Genomic DNA, 17154 nt, shown 5'->3' on the forward strand with positions numbered 1-17154 from the left:
CTCTATGGGTTGAGGCTGCCAGCATGACGCGCGCGCGAAAGCGTCAATTGGCGGTTCACTGACCCCGTAGCGGCTCTATGCCGACGGCCTCGTTCACCCCAGCTTCAAGCTTGTCGAGCAGAGTACGGATATAGAACAGGTTCTGGCCGATCAGCATGCGGCGCATGCGCCGCGTGTCGCCGGCCGACCAGTCCAGATTTGCCGTATTTCTCCCAGACTTGATCAAGGCTTCGATCTTGCCCGCGGTTGGACCCAGCGCGGCCGTCAAGGACTCGCGGCTGATATAACGCGAATCCGGCCGCTTTGCCCCGACCGCCGAGAATGCGTCGAGCGAAAACCACTTTTCCGACAAAGCGTTCGCCTCCTGATACCAGCCGAGCATGCCAGATCGCGTCATGCCGGCCTTTATGAGGTCGCCGGGCTCCTTCGGCATGTCCCGGCCGACAATGGCCGAATAGGCGTATTCAGCCAGGATGCCGAGGCCGATGGCCGACACGGCGCCGTGCAGCACGTTGATGTCGCGCGTCTGCAGGCTGCGCACCAGCAATCGTTCATGAGCTGCCGTCACAAAGCTCTTGTACTGCAGGATCAGCGCGGCGATCGGGTTGGACATCATCAGCGGCTTTTCGGCGCCGGGCGTGATGATCATGACATCGACGTCACGTGCAAGTGCGCCTTCGAATGCCTCGCGCGCGCCGGCATCGGTCCAGTTGCCGGTGTTCGGGATCCGCATGCCATCGATAACGTCCGAGCCGCCGTCTGCCTTCAAGGCGGCCTCGATGCGACCGGCCATCGCCGCGTCGATGCCGTTTTCGGCCAGGTCGCGGATCTGTTTGGCAGTGGCCTTGCCGACGGACAGCGCCTCGGCCGCACGTGTCAACTCGGTGCCGGCCACCATGCCGGCTGCAAGCTTGGAAAAATCGGTCCATTGCGCCAGGCCAGACACATTTTGGAAGACATCGGCGCCGACCTTGACACCGCGCTCGACCCGTGATGTCGGGCGGTAGATGTCGAGAACGTCGTGCAGGCTGGCAGCGCGGCTGTTGAGATAAGTCTCTGCCGCAATGCCCAACGCCTGCAGCTGGCCTTTCCATGCCACCACCGCCTTTCGCGTCTCGGGGTTCGCGAGAGACTTGGCAAACGGCAGCCATGCCCCCCTGAATGTGCGCGTCAGGCCATAGCGCCATTGTACGCCGGCGATATCCGCCACCGAGGACAGCGCCGCGCCGCCCAGGTTGGTCATGACGTCGTATCGAGCCGCAGCCATTGCCATCCGTCCCATGAAGCGCTGGCGAGGATCAGAGGAATATCCATAGGTATGGCGCACGCGGTCGCGCATGGCCGCGAGATCGGCGACGGTGCTGTCGTAGCCAGTCTTGATCTTTTCCCGCTCGGCCGGCGTCTTGGCGCCCATCTGCAGCGCCGCCGCTTCATCCTTGATCTGTCGGAATGCCTCCGTCATGTCGGCGTCGCCGAACCGCTCGGTCAACAAAACGTCCGGCACCATGGTGTTCAAGTAGATCTCGGCGGTGTTTTGCGCGTCGGTGTCCAGAAACTCGCGCACCAGATTGTCGGGGATCATGAAATCACGCGCAGCCAGCGGCCCGCGCGCTTCCTTGACCGGGCCGGATTCGCGGGGCGCGGTGTGGGCGTCATACGGCAGCCGACCGTCAGGGTTGCCGACGATGCGGTCGACGATCTCGTTGGCGACACCTTCGATTTCCTGCCGGGTGCGCAGCCGTTCCTTCGACAGGATATGTTGCACGGCCGAGGCAATTTCCGTGTCTGCGCTCTGCAATCGATCCGGTTTGCCGTTGAAGGTTTTACCAGCATAGGTACCGGCAGCGATCTTTTCGGCCCTTGCCGTCTCGTCTGTCGCCCGGCCTTTCAGGGCAGCCTTGACCGCCTTGGCCGATTTGCCCTGCCACTGACCCAGGGTCTCTTCGACCTTGGCCAGTAGCCGATCGCGCATTCCGGCAAGATCAATCAGCTCGGCGTCGTGCCCCAGTTTTTTCACCTTGGCCTTTTCGAGTTTGACAATGTTGGCCCCGACTGTGTCGAGCTTACCTTGCAAATCCCGCAATTGGTCTTGCAAGGCGGCCTTTTTGGCTTCTTCACCTTCCAGCCAGTCAGAAAAGACCTGTACAGCTCGGGGCCGCTCGCCGATCAGCCTCTGTTTGTTCCAGACGCGGATCATGTAGCTGTCGGCGGTTGCGACATCGACATCCTCGGGTAACAGGCCGGCCTTGATCGCGCGGTCGCGCCACGGGTTGAGGATCGTGTTGCGAAGGAATTTCGCCACTTCGGCGGCTTCCTGCACAGGATGCTGGTCGCCGTTGCGGAGCGCTTCGTCCACCATTGCCCGGAACTCGGGCTGCGACACCTTTTCGCTTGGCCGGCCAGTATGGTCCATGAGCCGTGCGCCGCGCTGCGACAGCGACTGCCGCCAGTTTTCGGCCTCGCCACCGAAACGGTAACGGGCGTAAGCCGAATCTATCATGCGCGCCAGACCAACGCGGGCCTTGTTGACTTCGTTTTTCGCCAGCCTGTCGAGAGCCGGGCCTTGCGTCGTTGCCACGCCCTCCCGGTTTTCCTTGAATAGATACGGCGTCTCCACCAGGTCGACCGTGGCGCGGCGGGCTGCGATGAAGGGGGAATTGAGCACGCGGCGGGGAGGTGAAATCTTCGCGGTCGGGTCTGGCAGCTTGTCGAGCAAGGGCGCACTGTCGAGCTCGAGCTGGCGGGTGTCGGCGGCGGCCGCGCCAACCGCCTGTGGTGAAGAAGGTATTTCGACACGATCGGCATCTAGCGCCTTTACGATCGTGTTGCGCTCGGCCCGGCTCAGGAGGGCGCCGGCGCCGGCTCCCAGGAAACCGCCCAGAATGGTCGCTGTGCCAATTCCCACGGCCACATCGTCCGCGCCGTAGTGCGGCGTGGTCACTGCCATGGCGGTTTCGCCGATCGCCGCGCTGGCGCCACTGGCCAGCGCCACGTCGGCGCCGATGCGCAAAGCGCGGTAGCCCGCAGCCGCGCCGGTGAAAACCTTGGCGATGGGCAGGAAAATGGTCGGGTCGACCAGACCCATGCCGACGGCGGCGACCATCCCTTTCCGGCCGGATCGCCCAAGTACGTCGGCCGCCTGCTCGTCATCATCCCATTCCTGCATGATCGAGCGTGTTTCCTGCTCGTTGCGGGCATAGGCGAAGCGCTCAGGATCAGCCTCGTATTTGGTGCCCCTGATCATTTCCAGCGGATTATGCCCAGGATCCGTGACGGCGCCTTCCCGGTTTTCGAGATATCGCCAGGAGCGGTACGGATAATTTGCCAGAGTTCCGGCGGCACGCACGGTTTCCATCGTCGCGGGCGCTTCCGGTGCCGCAGCGGCCGGCTTAGCGACTGGAACCTGCCACGGCACATACTCGTCTGGAACGGTCGGCATCAGCGTTCTCCGGGCAAGCCATTTTGGCGCAGCTGTTCGCGAACGCGCCGGTGCTCTTCATGGCGCTGCTCGGTTTCGTCGAGGATTTCCCGCACACGCTCGGCGCGCATTTGCATGTCCGCGGGTGTGGCCGGACGCCAGGGCGGATAGAACGGTCCGATCGTTGTGCCCTCATTGATCACGATCCAAGGATCATGCTGGGTCTTGCGCGCTACTGCCGCTCGTTCCATTGCCTGCTTTTGGGCGGCAAGCGGATCGAAGAAATAGCGCAGCGGCCGGCCTTTTTCGTCCGATAGCAACTCATCAAGCCCGGTTTCCGGATCCGTCACTGCAATCAGATAGCCAGGTGCTTGCCCGCTGTCGGCTGCGGTCTTCGTCTTGCCATCGGGGACCAGCGCGGTGTTGGCGACATCGAGATTCCGAGACGATGTAAATTCCCGCCACTCTTCGGCCAACCATGCTTTGTCGGCGCCGACGGTCGGATAGTATTGTTCAGGCGGGTACGCCATGAGCCTGCCGCCCCGAGATCCATTTACGGAAGTTGTGCCCCAGATGCGGCGCATCTGTTCGATTGCCTGCTCACGCGCCGTGCCGGCGTCACCAGTCACCGCATAGCGCTGTCCTGCCAATCCGACGAAATCGGTCACCAGCATTCGCCGGGTGTCGGCATCGATCGGCGCTTCGGTGTCGAAGATCCAGTTTGCATCAAGGTCGGCAACGATCTGTTCGAAGGTGCGCTTACGAGCCTCGGTCTCGCCCTTGCTGACCAAGGGTTTGATGTTTTCCTGCCATTTCGGGTTCGCGCGATCTTTCAGCCAGGATTGGACTTCCTCGGGCGTGGAGTAGCGGAGACGGCCCTGCCAATCCTGCAGCTTTTCGATGCCATCGTTTCCGAACTGCGCCGCCACCTCTGCGAAGCCGCCACTGGTAGCGATAAAGTCGAGCTGTTTCATGGCATTGCCGTATCGCTTCGGATCCAGCGAGGCCATGTCGGCAGTCAGCAGCTTTTTTTCTTCAGGTCGATAGAGTGAAGGCACGGCGATGCCGTGATGGGCAGCCGCGCGTTGCGCTTGCTCGCGCCGCTGGGTCAACGTTGCGGCTAGGGCGTCGTCACTCGTCGCATCGATGGGGGTCAGGCTGATCGTACCGTCCCGGTTCGCTTCGCCGAGCGGGTCAACCTCGATCGCCTTCTTTCTGGCGGCAATCGACTTTTCGGCGTAGTTCAAGACGCTGATCTGTTCATCGGTCGGGTTGCGGCCGATCTCCGTCCGAAGTTTTGCCACATATGCCTCACCGTCGGGAACAGGGAGGCCACGGATCGCCCGAGCTGCAGTGATCTTTGCCAGGCTTTCCTGCATCGCCGTCTTGCCTTCGGGCGTACGGCCAGCGTCGAGCATGAATTTCGAGAGTTCAGCAGGATCAAGGTCATATCCGGCAGCGATGCGTTCGGCCAGCTGATCGCCCCGCTTCCTATAAGAACCGGTAGTGCGCTCGGCTTCATTCCGCTTGAAGGTCTCCAACTTCTGCAAGTCTAGATCGAGCGTCTGCCAGCCGTCGCCATCCATCCCCTCGACCTGGCCGGCGGCGAAGTCGGCGGCCATTTCCTTGCGCATGGCGGCCACGCCGTCGGCATCGAGTGTGTCGGCCTGCTTGCCGTAGAAGCCGAGTGCCGCCTCCCTCCGGCTGGCGATCTTGGCGCGGGCGGCGTCGTCGGGGTCGAGCACGCCGCGCGTCACTGCCGAATCGTAATGGTCATCGATGGCGGCCTGGCTCGCCGCGATGGCGTCGGCCGCGTCGGGGCTCGATGGATCGAAGTCGGCAAGGCGCTTTTTCTGTTCGGTTTCCAGCGTGCCGGTGCGCTCGATGAAATCGGCGCGATCCTGTGCCTCGGCCTTCTTGGCGAGATTGTCGCGGGCCTGGCCGACATAGCGTTCCGCCATGTTGCCGAAGCCGATCTCGTAATCCGACATGATCTCCGGAAACACATGGTCCTTGGCGATCGCGCCCTTCAGGTCGTTGAAGGCCTCGGCCAGCTTGACCGGATCGTCCTTGTAGCGGTCGAACAGCTGCGAGCTGGTCGAGCGCATTTCGGTTTCCAGCATCTGCACATAGGTGCGGGTGCCGGCTTCGTCATAGGCGCGGCCAAAGATCGTGTCGCGCCCCGAAGGCCGATAGGTGCCGCCGGTCAACGTGACGCCTGGCGAAATCTGGTCGGGCTCGGACGGCAGTACATAGCCGTTTTCGGCCTTGTTGATCCAAAGGCGGGCGAACTGGCCAGCCGTCATGCCGGCGCGGCCACCATTCAGGCGAACCGCGTCGGCGCCGACCACGCTTGATGCCTTGGCATCGGGGTTTGCGAGCAGCTTTGCAGCGCCGCCGGCGCCTTGCTGGTGCGCCAGGTACAATTCGCCGGGTGTCGGATCCCGGCCGAGCACTTTGCGCAGATGACCGGCATTGCCTTTCATCAGCCGAGCCGCTGCGTCGGATGCCTGGTCAACGTCGTAGCGGTCGGCCAGGCCCATCGCCTTGGCCGTCGAATCGATGAACTGGAACGGCCCGCCTGCGCTGGAACGAGGGTTCTTGGCTCGGGGATTACCGCCGCTCTCGATCTGGGCGATGATCTTCATGGTGGGCGCGTCGACACCGTGTTTTGCCGCGGCTGCCTCTATCGCCTGGTTGAGCGGCCCCGAGAAGCTGGCACCGCGTGCATTGCCATTGCCGCCGATCGGCGGCAGTTCGCCGGCTTGCGGCCTCCCGTCAAGTGCCGCCTGCTGGCCCGCACGACGGCCGGCAGCTTCGGCCCGGCGATCGGCGACGCCGCCGGCTTCCTCGGCCAGCCGAAACATCGCGCTTGCCACGCGCTCCATGAACTCGCCGCCAGGGCGAGCAACGGGCAACAGCCCCTCGGACAGCAACGCCCGGGTGCGGAAGGGCTGGTAGGAAACGGGTTCCCGACGCTGGTTTGCCATCAGTAACGCTCCGCCATCGATGCAAGGCCTTTGGCGCCGCCGACCAGGCCGTTGAGAAGTCCGGCGCGTTTCGCCTGTTTGGCACTCGCTCGATAGCCAGCGGCGCGTTCCGAGAGCCGGGCAACGCGCGTCTGCTGCGTGCCGGCATCCGTGGTCAACGCCAGATCCGCTTCGCGATAGGCATCCGTGCGGGCGGCGCGGGCGGTGCCGAAGGACAGGTCGACGCCCGACGCGGCATAGGCCACGTCCCCGGCGCCAAGCGCATCGGCCATTGCCCGCTTGATCGACGCGCGCCGCTCGATGCCCTGCAGGTTCTCCAGCGGCTTTTCGCGCTCGGCGTCCTGGGCCTGCAGCTCCAGCGCGTCGGCCTCGGCATTCCCGGCCGAGATCGATGAAAGCACGCCGAGCACCGTGGCCGTGCCCTGCAGCACCGTCGCCAGGGAAAAGCCAGAGGCTACCGGTGCAGCAGCAGCGGCCGCCGTACCAGCTGCCGCTGCGCCGCCACCGCCGAAGAGCGAAGTTATGCCGCCGATCAGGATTTCCATCAGAGTTTTGCCCCTATCGCATAGTCGCGCACCCGGAACTTGCCCGGCCGCGTTTGGGTGATGACGAGGGTCGGGCTCTCCATGAAGCCCATCAGCCCGCCCACCGTGATCAGCTTGGTTTTTGGCGGCGGCGGCGCGTCGACGGGGTCGGACGTCTGCAGCAGTGGCACGTCCTGTGGCGGCTGACCGTTGGCGCCGATCGCGATCGACGTCGTGTCGACGATGTTGACATGCGCGGTATGGATCCGACCCGGACGCATGATCACGTCGTCGCCGGGCGTCACATAGACCTGCGGCATGCTCTCGAAGCGGGGCGGCTGCCAGCGCCCGACTATGGCACTGGCATAGGCATCCTGCAGATTGATCGAGCCGCCCGAGACAGTGAAGGGCCCGATATCGAAGCCATCGGCAACGGCATAAAGCACGGTGCCGTCGACATAGGGCAGGGCAGTGACGACGCCGGCCAGGTCAGGCACGACAGCAACGGCGTCGTGCAGATAGATCAAGTCGTCATACAACTCGATCGAGCGTTCGGCGCCACGCTCCACGGCCACCCACAGGCGATTCTTGCCGTCGATGATGATCTCGCGCACCAGGCCGTTGCTGGCCGCGATCCACTCGCAGAAGCCGGTGATTTCCTGGTTGCGGATGAACTGACCCGCCACCAGTCGCCCATCCGAACGCATGAGCCAGCCCTTGGAGGCGTCGAGGTCGGAGCGCGACCGCTGACGCGCCGACCTGGTCAGCTTGGTCACCAGGTGAGAAGCAAGCAGGCTGACGGGCGTGGCAGTGTAGGAAGTCGACACGTCGTCATAGATGATCGACAGCAGTTGATTGCCGCCGGCCGCATAGTTGACCAGCCCTTGCGGGTTGATCGCCACATAGTGGACCTCGCCTTCCAGATCGAAGGGCTTGCAATTGGGCTGGGCCCCGATCTCGCTGGCCAGCACGAAATTCAGCGGCGTGTTGCGCTCGATCGTGCGGTTGTTGGCGAAGTAGGCGCCGCGATCGGTGAAGGCCAGCGTATACTTCGACTCTTTCAGGTGCAGCACGGTTTCGGAGGTTTGAGAGCGCAGCTTGTCCAGCCGCGCGGCGGCGTCGGACACCGCCTCGATGTTGAGGTCGAAATATTCGCCGGTACGGCTGAATGCCATGGCGCCGGTGACGGCCGGTGCGCGGGCATAGCCCATGCGGTCCTGCACGAGCGAAATCGTGCCCGGCCAGCCACGCGTGTTCGAAAACATGGCCTCGTAATCGGTCTCGCCGATCTGCGAGTGAGTTGCCAGCGCCGACGCTTCCGACGTGTTCGAGATCAGCGACGAGACCTGGTATTCTTCACCCGACAGGCTCCCGCCAAAGGTGATGACCAGGCGCCGCGATCGGGATGCGGCATTGGCCTGGGTAACGGTCACGCCATTGTTGAGGGTCGGCAATGCCCTCAGGGCAGTCTGTAGGTTGGTCGCGAACAGCGCCCAATCGGGCGTTCCGCTGGAGAGGTTGACCGGGTCGCCAAGCGCGTCGGGCACAGGAACGCCGGGCGTCTGCTCGCCATTGACTGTAACGACGATATAGACCTGGTCGGTGGGCGCCAGCCAGTTGAGGTAGATCTCCCACTTGTCGTCGGTCTTGGCGTAGACACCGCCGAGGTCGGCCGTGGGCAGGATATCGTAGGGCCACAGCGACCGCCGCCAGTCTTGCAACTGGCCCACGGTCGCGAGAAACAGGCGCTCGCTTTCCAGATCGCCATGAAACAGGCCGATCGTTCGACCTTCCGTGTAGAAGTCGAGATCGGGCAGCATGGCGGCGGTCACCGCTGCCACGCGGGCGCTGCCGACATAGCCGGCATCGGTGAAGAAATCGGCGATTCCGGCCGTCACGACGCAGACAAATGCGTCCATGTCATCGGTCGTGAGTTCGGCGAACCGCGGCACATGGCCCGTGCCATCCTCGAAGAACGCCGATACCACGCCGATCGTCACTGTCGCGGAGGTCGAGAAGGTCGCGCGGATGCGCAGCCCTGTGGCCACCTTCTGCGCACCAGGTGCGAAGGCGCCAAGTCGCGTCTCTGGCGTTCCGCTGGCAACGGCGAAGGGGCCGGCGATCTTGGTCCAGACACCGCCAATTTCCGCCTGCATCTCGAATGTCGCGGTGCCAGCGTTGATCGCAAGGTTCTGCACGAAGACAGCGGCGACAGTGCCGGCCACGGTGCCGGTCCAGATCGTCTGCGTTCCGGTATGCGGGCCGGCTGCCGTGGAAGGGCTGGTAATCGCTCGATCGACCAGCGGCTTGCGCCAGACGCCCTTGCGCCATGTGCCGCCCATCTGGCGAAAGCCGGATTGCGGAACGGGCTCGATGTTCTTGTAGGCCAGGCCGCCGGAATAATACTGCTTGATGTCGACGCGGCCTTTCGCGTCCGACGACAGCTCGGCGGCGTTGGCCGATCGGAACGGAGAGGCCGGGCGCGCGACCATTACCAGCGCCCGTGCCAGTCGCCGGTGAAGCGACCGGAAGTCAGAGGCTCATTGGCGAGCAGGTTGGACCCGACGGGACCGGACGCGCGGTCCTGGGCGATCAGGCGGCCGAACACACCGCCGGTGCCACCCTCTGATCGGGTACCGAAGGCTTCGGCCCTCTTTTCGGCGGCTAGCTCTATGTCCTGCAGCAGAGGCACCGCGAGCCAGCTGGAAAACGCCGTGGCGAAAGCGCCGGCCCACTGCCAATCCCAGATCTGCGGATCGACCGCCACCTTGCAAACAGCATAAACGGTCTCTTCGTCGGCGAAGAGGGTGCGGCCCTCGATGCGGCTGTCGCGGATAGGCGTTTCCCGGCGCGGATCGGAAAGCAGCTTCATGGGCTGGCCGATCTTGTCACCGGGCAGATCGAAACCGTAGCGATAGCCAGTGACCGGCTTGGCCGCCTGGCGCGTCAGTTGGGAGGTGCGGCGGCAGAAGGTCCAGTCGTGCAGGCCGAAGCAATGGCCGATCGCGCGCGGCCAGAACATATCGACCACGCCGCCGAGCGTCGTCTCCTGGTCGATCGAAAAGGAGGGCGCCAGCCCAATTTCGGCCAGCGCCCAATTGACGATCATCGCCTTGGTCAGTTCTGCTTCTTCCGTCATGTCGACCCTCGGCCGCGTCAGGTGTCAGGCTGCGGGCGATTAGGCGCCCGAAGCGTCGGTGTTGACGGCGACGGTGACGTTGCCGGATGCGGGAACGGCGGTGACGATCAGCGACACGCGATCGCCGACGCCATCGGCGAGGCATACGGCATCGATGATGGTGTTGACCTTGAGCTTGGCGCGAGCACCGTTGAAGTAGCCAGCGGCGATGACGGTCGCGACAGCATCACCAGTGGCGTAGCTCATGAAGTCGACGCTCTTGCCAGCCGTGCCAAAAGGCACGGAGTTGAAGAGCGACAAGGAGCGAGGTTCGAAACCGGCCATGGTGGAAATCTCCTCTTATGGCGAACGGGTTGTGGAAGTGCCCGCCGGCCGGATCGCCGGCGGGCCGTGCCAGTCAGGCGGCGGTTATGTCGGGCGCACGGGTGCTGCGATCTTGAGGAAGTCGAGGCGCTTGACGCCTTTGCCCTGGATGCCGATCGCGGCGCCGGAAACGGCGTTCTTCACCAGATACGGCGTTCCCTGCAGCAGCGGCTGCGGCGTGATCGACGGCGCTTCCTGGTTGATGGGGGTTTCCGCGCCCATCGCGTTCTTGGCCCACATGTAGGCATAGAGCGAGGTGCCGTCCTTGCCGGTGAAGTATTCGTCCGGCAGCTCGATGTAGTTGACGCTGCGGACGGTCTTCATCTTCATGCGCTGGACCTTGGAGAACGGCGCATTGTCGAGACCGACCCAGTGCGCGTCGGCGAACTCCTTGTAGAAGCACAGCTGCGACATCCACATTGCCGGCAGACCGCAATAGACTTCGTCGTCGACGGCAGCGCCCGCCATCTCGGCGCGAGCCCGTTCAAGGTCGAGAATGTCGATCTTGACGGTACCGTTGCCGATCGTGGCGACATCGCCACCCAACGCCGCGAAGGCAGCCAGCGAGTCGAGTTTGATCGTATCGCGCTTGCGGCGGACGGCACTCGTCAGGATGGAAACCAGTGCAGCCTGTTCGTTGGGACCGGCCTTGTAGACGTCCTGGGTGCGCCAGAAGTCCGATGCTTCGAAATCTTCGAACTGCATCGAGACGGTCGACAGGCCGGGGCCTGCAGACGGAACGCGCTCGATGGCGCCGGTCAGCTTGTAGACTTCGGTGCGGCCGATGATGGGAAACTTGACCGTGTTAGCGAGCACGTCGCCGCGCATCATCGTGTTGTCGAGCATGCCGCCATGCGCCTGGTAGGCGATGGTGACCTGGTCTTTGATCTTTTCGGTGTACCAGGCAGCGATATTCTGTGTCATGGGAAGCCCCTTGAAGGTTGCTGTTCAAGCAGCCGTGGGGCCGATAGAGCCGGTTCTTTCGGGGTCCGGTGAAGGATAGCCCGCTGCCGCCGGGTCGCTCCCTTGGTTGCGCAGGCCGAGCATCGCCCGGCCGCGCACGCGTCAATTGCGGCTTGGCCTAGTTGCCGATCAACCGTTGGTATTGCTGGTCGAGCGCATCAAATTTCGCCCGGTCGAAGTTGGGGTGCTGCGGGTTCATTTCCGGTGCGGCCAGCTGCGCGCGCAATGCTTCGCGCTGGCCCTGACCGGCACCACCGGCGCCACCGTCGCCATTCAACGGCTGGGCGCGATCGCTGCCAGTGGCCATCTTCGCGACCGCCTCGAGGAACTGATTTCCGTGTGCGCTGTCCATCAGCATCAGCAGCGTATGATCGGCCGCCTTCTGGTCGAGCTTGCCGTTGCTGACCATCAGCTTGACGAAATCTTCATTCGCCAGCATGCGCGCGTCGATGGCCTTGTCCTGGTCGGCCTGCGACATGTTCTTGGCAGTCTCAGGCAGCAGGGCGGCGCGCTCGGCCGCCACGTCGAGCGGGGCTTCGAGAATGCCCGCCTGGGCGCCTGCCTCATACAGCGCCATGGTCATCTTCTGCATGGCGCCGACGGGGATTTTCTCTTCGATCGCCACCTTGGCGGCGGCGGCGTAGAGCGGATCGTTTGAAAGCTGGGCGATGAATGGCTTGATCGCCTCGGGCGCCTTGTCCACGTCGAAGCTGTTATAGGCTTCGACCTTGTCGGGCACGCTGGCGTCGCGCTGGCGGTAGCCGTTCAACGCCGTGTGCATCTTGTCGATCGTCTCGCGATCGTCCTTGCCGAACATCGTGTCGGGCAGGCCGTTGGGACGGTAGGGGCCGGCCCCGGCTGCGGCCGCAGCTGCTGCGGCGGCAGCCGCGTCGTCGGAGCCGCCGCCCGCGCCTGCCGCCGCCCCAGCACCGGCACCCCCTGCCGATGCCGGAACTCCACCACCTGCAGCTGCGGCAGCTGCAGCGCCGCCACCACCACCGCCACCACCATCGGTATTGCGAACAGGAAGGTATCGTTCAAGAAGGTTTTTCATGGGCTTGGCTCCGCTTGTTGTTGAGGATTTTCTCGCCGTCGGCGATCGCTTGCATCACGGCCAGCCCCACGGCCGACCGCGCTTCGTGCGCCTTGGCAGCCAGCCAGGCGCTATCCCTGGTGTTGCCGACATGAGGGTAGGGCGCACGAAAGGTCAGGTCCGCGATCCACTCAAACAACTGCCGGCCCTCGGCAGTCTGCGAGAACGCGAACATCATGATTTTTAACTGATCGTCCGGTTCGAACCGGTCGGACACCTTGGCAGGCGCATTCTGCTGTTTCAGCCCGTCCCAGCCCAGCCCGCCGATGCTTTCCAGCATCTTGTCGAGATCCATGGCATCGGTCGGAAACGCAAAGGGCCCGCTCATGCTGCCTCCGAGACCTTCGAGAGATCGATTTTCAGGCCGTCCGATGTCACGCGAACCCGGCGCCGGTTGAGGTAGAACTCGACCAGGCCCGCCTCGGCGAGCTTCGACCAGGTGCTTCGCATTACCGGCGCACGCTCTCCGCCAGCGACAAGAACACTGTGGTTTTTCTCAAAGACGCCGTCGCCGTGCCGCGACCGCAGCCACTTCAAAGCCGAAAGCATGGATGGTGACGCGCTCATGCGGCCTCCGCCTGGGCAACCGCGTTGACCATGTTCGGCGCCGCCTTGACCGCAGCTTCCGCTAGCATGGCTTGTTCCTGGCGCTTGGTGTTGTCCGCTACTGCCTGCTGTTCCTCTTCCGGCGTCGTAGCGAGATCGGGCGGCACCAGGAGCACCTGGCGGGCATGGTCAAGGAAGCGGTCGACCGACACTTTTTCGTTGGCCCGGTCCGGCCCCAACAGCGTGGCCGCCAGGTTGTAGTAGTTCTGGGCGGCCATCAGCTGATCGGCCTTGAGCGCGGCGGCCATCGGCGAGTTGATGTGCATCGAAACGAGCAGTTCGTTAAAGCTCATCAGGTTCGGCAGGATTCCCCATTCATTGAGGATTTCCATGGCGCGCGGTACGATCACGGCGACGGTTTCGCGGTTGAGGCGGCCATAGGCGCCCAGATGCACTTTCGCGTTTTGCTGCGCGATCAGAGCCATTTCTGATGCCGACGCCGGCGTGCCGCCATCGTCGAACACGCGGGTATCCAGCAGGGCTTCGCGGATCTGCGACTGCTGGTTGGAAATCACCATGCGCGCGATGTCGAGGCGCCCGGATGCAGGGTCGAGCCGTTGCACGTCGGGGCCCAGCACGCCGCCGGTCGACTGCATCGGCCAGAATTCGCCGGGTCCGACACGCACGGTGTCGGGGTTGAACGTGCCGCCGGCCCTGAAGCCCCAGATGCCGAGCAGCTGGATAGCGGCCGCCTTCAACGCCAGCTCTTGCGCCTTGTTGGCCGTTTTGATGGTCGGCAGGGCAAACAGCACCGGGCCGCGCCCGTAAGCCTCGCCGGGCCAGCGGTAGAAACGGGCAACGGCGATGGGCTGTGTCCGATAGGTTTCCTGGACGATGAAGCCGCCGTCTTTTTCGAGGTAGGCGCAAAAACGCCACCGGCCATCCGGCAGGCGGTAGAAATCCTGATAAACGGTGATTTCTTCATAGGGCTTGGCTACAGCCGCCTTGCGGAAACTGTCGCTGAACTCGCCCTTAGGCCAGGCCTCGATAATCGCCTCGCGCCCGAGATTCATGCGCTTCCACGACACGTAATTGATGCGGGCCCAGGCATCCTGCGCGATTGCCACCTCGTCCTGCGAAATGCAGACGAAGCGCAGCGGGTCGTTGATGGACGGGCCTTTCAGCGGCAGCAGCACGCCGGTGCCGATAGTCAGGTCGGTGCACATTTCGTGCATCGACGTGTCGAAATCGCCGGTCTTGAAAAACGGATAGACGAAGCTGGCCACGCCGTTCAGCGCCCGATCGAGCACCTTTTTCTGATCGGCCGGCAGCCGTTGGGCGAGCAGAGGTCCGGTTTCGCAGATGAAGGGCGAGGATACGGGGAAAACTTGGCGCTGGATCTCGCCAGCGCAATGCATGGCCGAGCTGGGCCCGGTCATGTCGAAGATCATCTGTGCCGGGTGCTTGCTCTTGCCCTGGCCGCCTGGCCGCCGGTTGGGCAGCACGTAGTCGTAGGCGTCCTGGTAGAGCGCGTCCCAGCCGGATCGATTGTTCCAGACCTGTTTCGAACGCTGCCGCTGCTTGGCGACCGGCGTCCCGTCGGTCGCGGTAGTGCCGGCTTCGGCCATCTGATCAGCTCAACGTGCTTTTGCTGTCGTCGGAAAACAGGCGACGGCCGCGCGGATTTCGGCGCATGGCGCCGGATCGCTGTTCGTTGGCGCGCAGCTCGGCAAGCTGCCGGTCGTTGGCTATTGCCTGCTGCGCCCGGCTAGCCGCCGCCGCTTTCTTGGCTTCGCTGTTTCCACCGCCGAGTATCGCGCCCATGTTAGTCCTTTCGCAGAACCCAGACGCCAAGCTGCTTGAGCTGAGAGCGCCGGAAGCCAACCAGCATCGCCATCCGCTCGCCGGCGCTGTTGCCGGGTCGGATGTTGGCGACGATGAGGTGAGTTTCGGCCATGCGAAAAAGCGTCAATTGCGCCATGCGCACCAGGCGGCGCATATGTCGGTGCGCATCGTGGGCCAGTGACAGGGCCAATTCGGTCCGGCGCCAGCCGTGTCGGCCGAACATGACGACGGCCACGACCTGGTCGCCGCGATAAACCGCCACCGAATCGACATTGCGGATCTGCGCCAGAACCATGCGCCTCACACGCGGGCGCGCGCCCGCGAGGGAGAGCCCGGCCGACCTCGGCGCCGGCGACACGATGCGCCAGGCGGTATCAGAACTTGAAGACATCGAAATCGGACTTTGCCGTGATCGAGCGCATGGGCACGACATTCGAAGCGCGGCCGAGCTGGGCGGCCTGTTTCTTCACGGTTGCTGGCCCGCGATAGCCGTAGAACAGGTACTGCCAGCCCTCCATGATGTGGGAATACTGGTTTTTCTCCACCTCGAGACTGTCGGTCTTGGCTTTGGTCGCCTCTTTGGTCAGCTGGTACTGCGAGACGAAGCCTCGGATGGTGAACTTGCAGTTCGGGTCAACGAGCAGCCGCGGCGTCACGCCATCGATGTCACCGAGGTACCAGTCTACCGCCTCGAAACGGGAACCGAGGTCGTTGGTGGCGGTCGGCAGGATTGGGATCTGCAGCGCGAGCTGCACCGTCTCGACCCAGGCAAGTTCGCCCCGCACCTTGTCGGCACCATACCAGGACGACGGATCGGCCCAGGCGCCTGCGCAACGCATGCCCCGATAGTCGCGCAGCAGCACTTCCATGATGTTTTCGGCAAAGCGGGCAGGGCCGGTGACGGTGTCGGGCAGCGAGACGATTTCCCTTTGCGCCCGAAACTGGCCGTTCGGCATGAACTGGCCGATGCCGCAAGCCGGCCGGCCGCCGGCGTCCATGCCCATGCAAAACGGCAGCTCTGGCACGATCGGCAATGGCTGGTCGGCACGGTTTTTCAAGATGTTGAAGCGCGAAAAGATAACGGTGCCAGCTGCCTTCGGTGCATACATGCCATGCACGTTGCGCCGAGAGTTAGGTGCGTCAGGCCCGCCAAATGAGCGCTCCTCCTCCTCATACTTATGCCGGGCTTTGCCGGCGCGATTTTCGGCCTGTGGCGACAGGCCGGAGGGTTGGGCATAGAAATTGTAGCCCTTTGCCTTCCACTTTCCGGCCTCCTCGATCTCGCGTTCGTAGGTCCAGTTGGCTTCGTCCGGAGGGTTGAAGTCGCCGCAGATGATGCGCGGCACGTTGATGCTCTCCCGGCCGCTGTCGGTATCGACGCGCACGCCGAGGCGTTCGCGCTCCCATTCCATCATTTCCGCTTCGGGGGGATAGCGGCCGGTTCGACCATAGAGCAGCCCAGGCACATCCCCGTTGATCAGGTCGCATTCGTTAAGCCACCCGCCCGAGATCTCGTAACCCTTGAAAAAGCTTTCCAGATTTTGGTCGCCGATCGCACCAAACTGCATTTCCATGCGGATCTTCGTCGGACGGTTTTCCCACTCGCCTCGCCGGACATACCACCTGCGAACGACGTCCCATTCGAGCATGTGAGAGACTGGCCGGTCCTGGCCGCCTGAAAATGCATCCTTGTCGGACGCTGTGTAGGGGCCGCCTTTCGGGAAGGCCTCAAGCCAGGAGGCCAGCGCCGTCTTGGCCATTTCGCGGTAGGTATCGCGCACCGCCACCCAGCGGACATGCACGACACCGTCGCGGCAGATCGGGAAGTCTACCGCCGAGTGTCGGACCATTTTGAAGATGCTGGCAACGGTTTTGCCACTGCCCCAAGGTCCACGGATCAGATCGATCGGACCCAACGACATGATGTAGCGCGCCGCCACCGGCCCCGGCGGTTGATAGTTGCGGACCAAATTGAAGCCCAGACCCATGACCCTGCACCCCTCGCGTGCGCGTGCCCGTGAGCCCGCATCCCGATTCAATGCTGCGAATTTATTTCCGCCGGCTGCGAGTCCAGTGGCAGGCATGCTTTCGAAAAGGGCGGTGTGTGTGAGGCACCACCCCCGTGGGGGGGCGGGGGGGCCGCGCGGTTTTGAAATTCGGGCGCGCCGGATCTCGGCCAGGTCGTGGGAGGGGGGCGGGGTCGAGGCACCACGCCGGCGGCGCGCGGCACCCCAACGGCTCGGGCTGGACATGCCCTCGCACTGCCGGTTTTC

At 63.8% G+C, this 17154-nt stretch carries 14 protein-coding genes; all 14 read right to left on the reverse strand.

The window, feature by feature from the left end; translation table 11 throughout:
* Positions 1-55: 55 nt before the first annotated feature.
* Positions 56-3439 (reverse strand): hypothetical protein, encoded by a 3384-nt coding sequence (locus tag GGQ99_RS04810; protein WP_183261032.1) that lies wholly within the window; start codon positions 3437-3439, stop codon positions 56-58.
* A complete protein-coding gene (locus tag GGQ99_RS04815; protein WP_343061687.1) occupies positions 3439-6408 on the reverse strand; it encodes a transglycosylase SLT domain-containing protein in 2970 nt (989 codons plus the stop codon). Before GGQ99_RS04815 ends, GGQ99_RS04810 begins: the two co-directional genes overlap by 1 nt.
* Entirely contained in the window at positions 6408-6953 is a 546-nt protein-coding gene (locus tag GGQ99_RS04820) for a hypothetical protein (protein WP_183261034.1), read from the reverse strand. Before GGQ99_RS04820 ends, GGQ99_RS04815 begins: the two co-directional genes overlap by 1 nt.
* Positions 6953-9424 (reverse strand): phage tail protein, encoded by a 2472-nt coding sequence (locus tag GGQ99_RS04825; RefSeq protein WP_183261036.1) that lies wholly within the window; start codon positions 9422-9424, stop codon positions 6953-6955. The genes GGQ99_RS04820 and GGQ99_RS04825 overlap by 1 nt, the downstream gene beginning before the upstream one ends.
* Positions 9424-10071, reverse strand: coding sequence for a phage connector family protein (locus GGQ99_RS04830; RefSeq protein WP_183261038.1), 648 nt, complete (start codon positions 10069-10071; stop codon positions 9424-9426). Before GGQ99_RS04830 ends, GGQ99_RS04825 begins: the two co-directional genes overlap by 1 nt.
* 39 nt (positions 10072-10110) lie before the next feature.
* Positions 10111-10395 carry a hypothetical protein gene (locus GGQ99_RS04835; RefSeq protein WP_183261039.1) on the reverse strand — a complete coding sequence of 95 codons (285 nt, stop codon included), beginning with the start codon at positions 10393-10395 and terminating at the stop codon, positions 10111-10113.
* A gap of 84 nt (positions 10396-10479) precedes the next feature.
* Complete coding sequence (locus GGQ99_RS04840) at positions 10480-11358, reverse strand: phage capsid protein (RefSeq protein ID WP_183261041.1); 879 nt, start codon at positions 11356-11358, stop codon at positions 10480-10482.
* 157 nt (positions 11359-11515) lie between these two features.
* Positions 11516-12451: a hypothetical protein gene (locus tag GGQ99_RS04845; protein WP_183261043.1), complete on the reverse strand. Its 936-nt coding sequence runs from the start codon at positions 12449-12451 to the stop codon at positions 11516-11518.
* The gene (locus tag GGQ99_RS04850) at positions 12435-12818 is read right to left on the reverse strand and encodes a hypothetical protein (protein ID WP_183261045.1); all 384 of its coding nucleotides are present in this window, start codon (positions 12816-12818) and stop codon (positions 12435-12437) included. The genes GGQ99_RS04845 and GGQ99_RS04850 overlap by 17 nt, the downstream gene beginning before the upstream one ends.
* Positions 12815-13057 (reverse strand): hypothetical protein, encoded by a 243-nt coding sequence (locus tag GGQ99_RS04855; protein ID WP_183261047.1) that lies wholly within the window; start codon positions 13055-13057, stop codon positions 12815-12817. The genes GGQ99_RS04850 and GGQ99_RS04855 overlap by 4 nt, the downstream gene beginning before the upstream one ends.
* Positions 13054-14664, reverse strand: a complete 1611-nt coding sequence (locus tag GGQ99_RS04860; protein ID WP_183261049.1) for a portal protein — start codon at positions 14662-14664, stop codon at positions 13054-13056. The genes GGQ99_RS04855 and GGQ99_RS04860 overlap by 4 nt, the downstream gene beginning before the upstream one ends.
* 4 nt (positions 14665-14668) lie before the next feature.
* Positions 14669-14860, reverse strand: coding sequence for a hypothetical protein (locus tag GGQ99_RS04865; RefSeq protein ID WP_183261051.1), 192 nt, complete (start codon positions 14858-14860; stop codon positions 14669-14671).
* 1 nt (position 14861) lies between these two features.
* The gene (locus GGQ99_RS04870; protein WP_183261054.1) at positions 14862-15176 is read right to left on the reverse strand and encodes a hypothetical protein; all 315 of its coding nucleotides are present in this window, start codon (positions 15174-15176) and stop codon (positions 14862-14864) included.
* A gap of 79 nt (positions 15177-15255) precedes the next feature.
* Positions 15256-17133: a hypothetical protein gene (locus GGQ99_RS04875; protein WP_183261056.1), complete on the reverse strand. Its 1878-nt coding sequence runs from the start codon at positions 17131-17133 to the stop codon at positions 15256-15258.
* Between the last annotated feature and the right edge of the window lie 21 nt (positions 17134-17154).

This window comes from Aminobacter niigataensis, from assembly GCF_014200015.1.
GTDB lineage: Bacteria > Pseudomonadota > Alphaproteobacteria > Rhizobiales > Rhizobiaceae > Aminobacter > Aminobacter niigataensis.

Bases quoted from the DNA above. Each gene is read 5' to 3' on its own strand.
- GGQ99_RS04825 (WP_183261036.1), bottom strand. From the start codon at position 9,424: ATGGTCGCGCGCCCGGCCTCTCCGTTCCGATCGGCCAACGCCGCCGAG.
- GGQ99_RS04865 (WP_183261051.1), bottom strand. From the start codon at position 14,860: ATGGGCGCGATACTCGGCGGTGGAAACAGCGAAGCCAAGAAAGCGGCG.
- GGQ99_RS04835 (WP_183261039.1), bottom strand. From the start codon at position 10,395: ATGGCCGGTTTCGAACCTCGCTCCTTGTCGCTCTTCAACTCCGTGCCT.
- GGQ99_RS04815 (WP_343061687.1), bottom strand. From the start codon at position 6,408: ATGGCAAACCAGCGTCGGGAACCCGTTTCCTACCAGCCCTTCCGCACC.
- GGQ99_RS04830 (WP_183261038.1), bottom strand. From the start codon at position 10,071: ATGACGGAAGAAGCAGAACTGACCAAGGCGATGATCGTCAATTGGGCG.
- GGQ99_RS04840 (WP_183261041.1), bottom strand. From the start codon at position 11,358: ATGACACAGAATATCGCTGCCTGGTACACCGAAAAGATCAAAGACCAG.
- GGQ99_RS04850 (WP_183261045.1), bottom strand. From the start codon at position 12,818: ATGAGCGGGCCCTTTGCGTTTCCGACCGATGCCATGGATCTCGACAAG.
- GGQ99_RS04870 (WP_183261054.1), bottom strand. From the start codon at position 15,176: ATGGTTCTGGCGCAGATCCGCAATGTCGATTCGGTGGCGGTTTATCGC.
- GGQ99_RS04845 (WP_183261043.1), bottom strand. From the start codon at position 12,451: ATGAAAAACCTTCTTGAACGATACCTTCCTGTTCGCAATACCGATGGT.
- GGQ99_RS04855 (WP_183261047.1), bottom strand. From the start codon at position 13,057: ATGAGCGCGTCACCATCCATGCTTTCGGCTTTGAAGTGGCTGCGGTCG.
- GGQ99_RS04820 (WP_183261034.1), bottom strand. From the start codon at position 6,953: ATGGAAATCCTGATCGGCGGCATAACTTCGCTCTTCGGCGGTGGCGGC.
- GGQ99_RS04875 (WP_183261056.1), bottom strand. From the start codon at position 17,133: ATGTCCAGCCCGAGCCGTTGGGGTGCCGCGCGCCGCCGGCGTGGTGCC.
- GGQ99_RS04860 (WP_183261049.1), bottom strand. From the start codon at position 14,664: ATGGCCGAAGCCGGCACTACCGCGACCGACGGGACGCCGGTCGCCAAG.
- GGQ99_RS04810 (WP_183261032.1), bottom strand. From the start codon at position 3,439: ATGCCGACCGTTCCAGACGAGTATGTGCCGTGGCAGGTTCCAGTCGCT.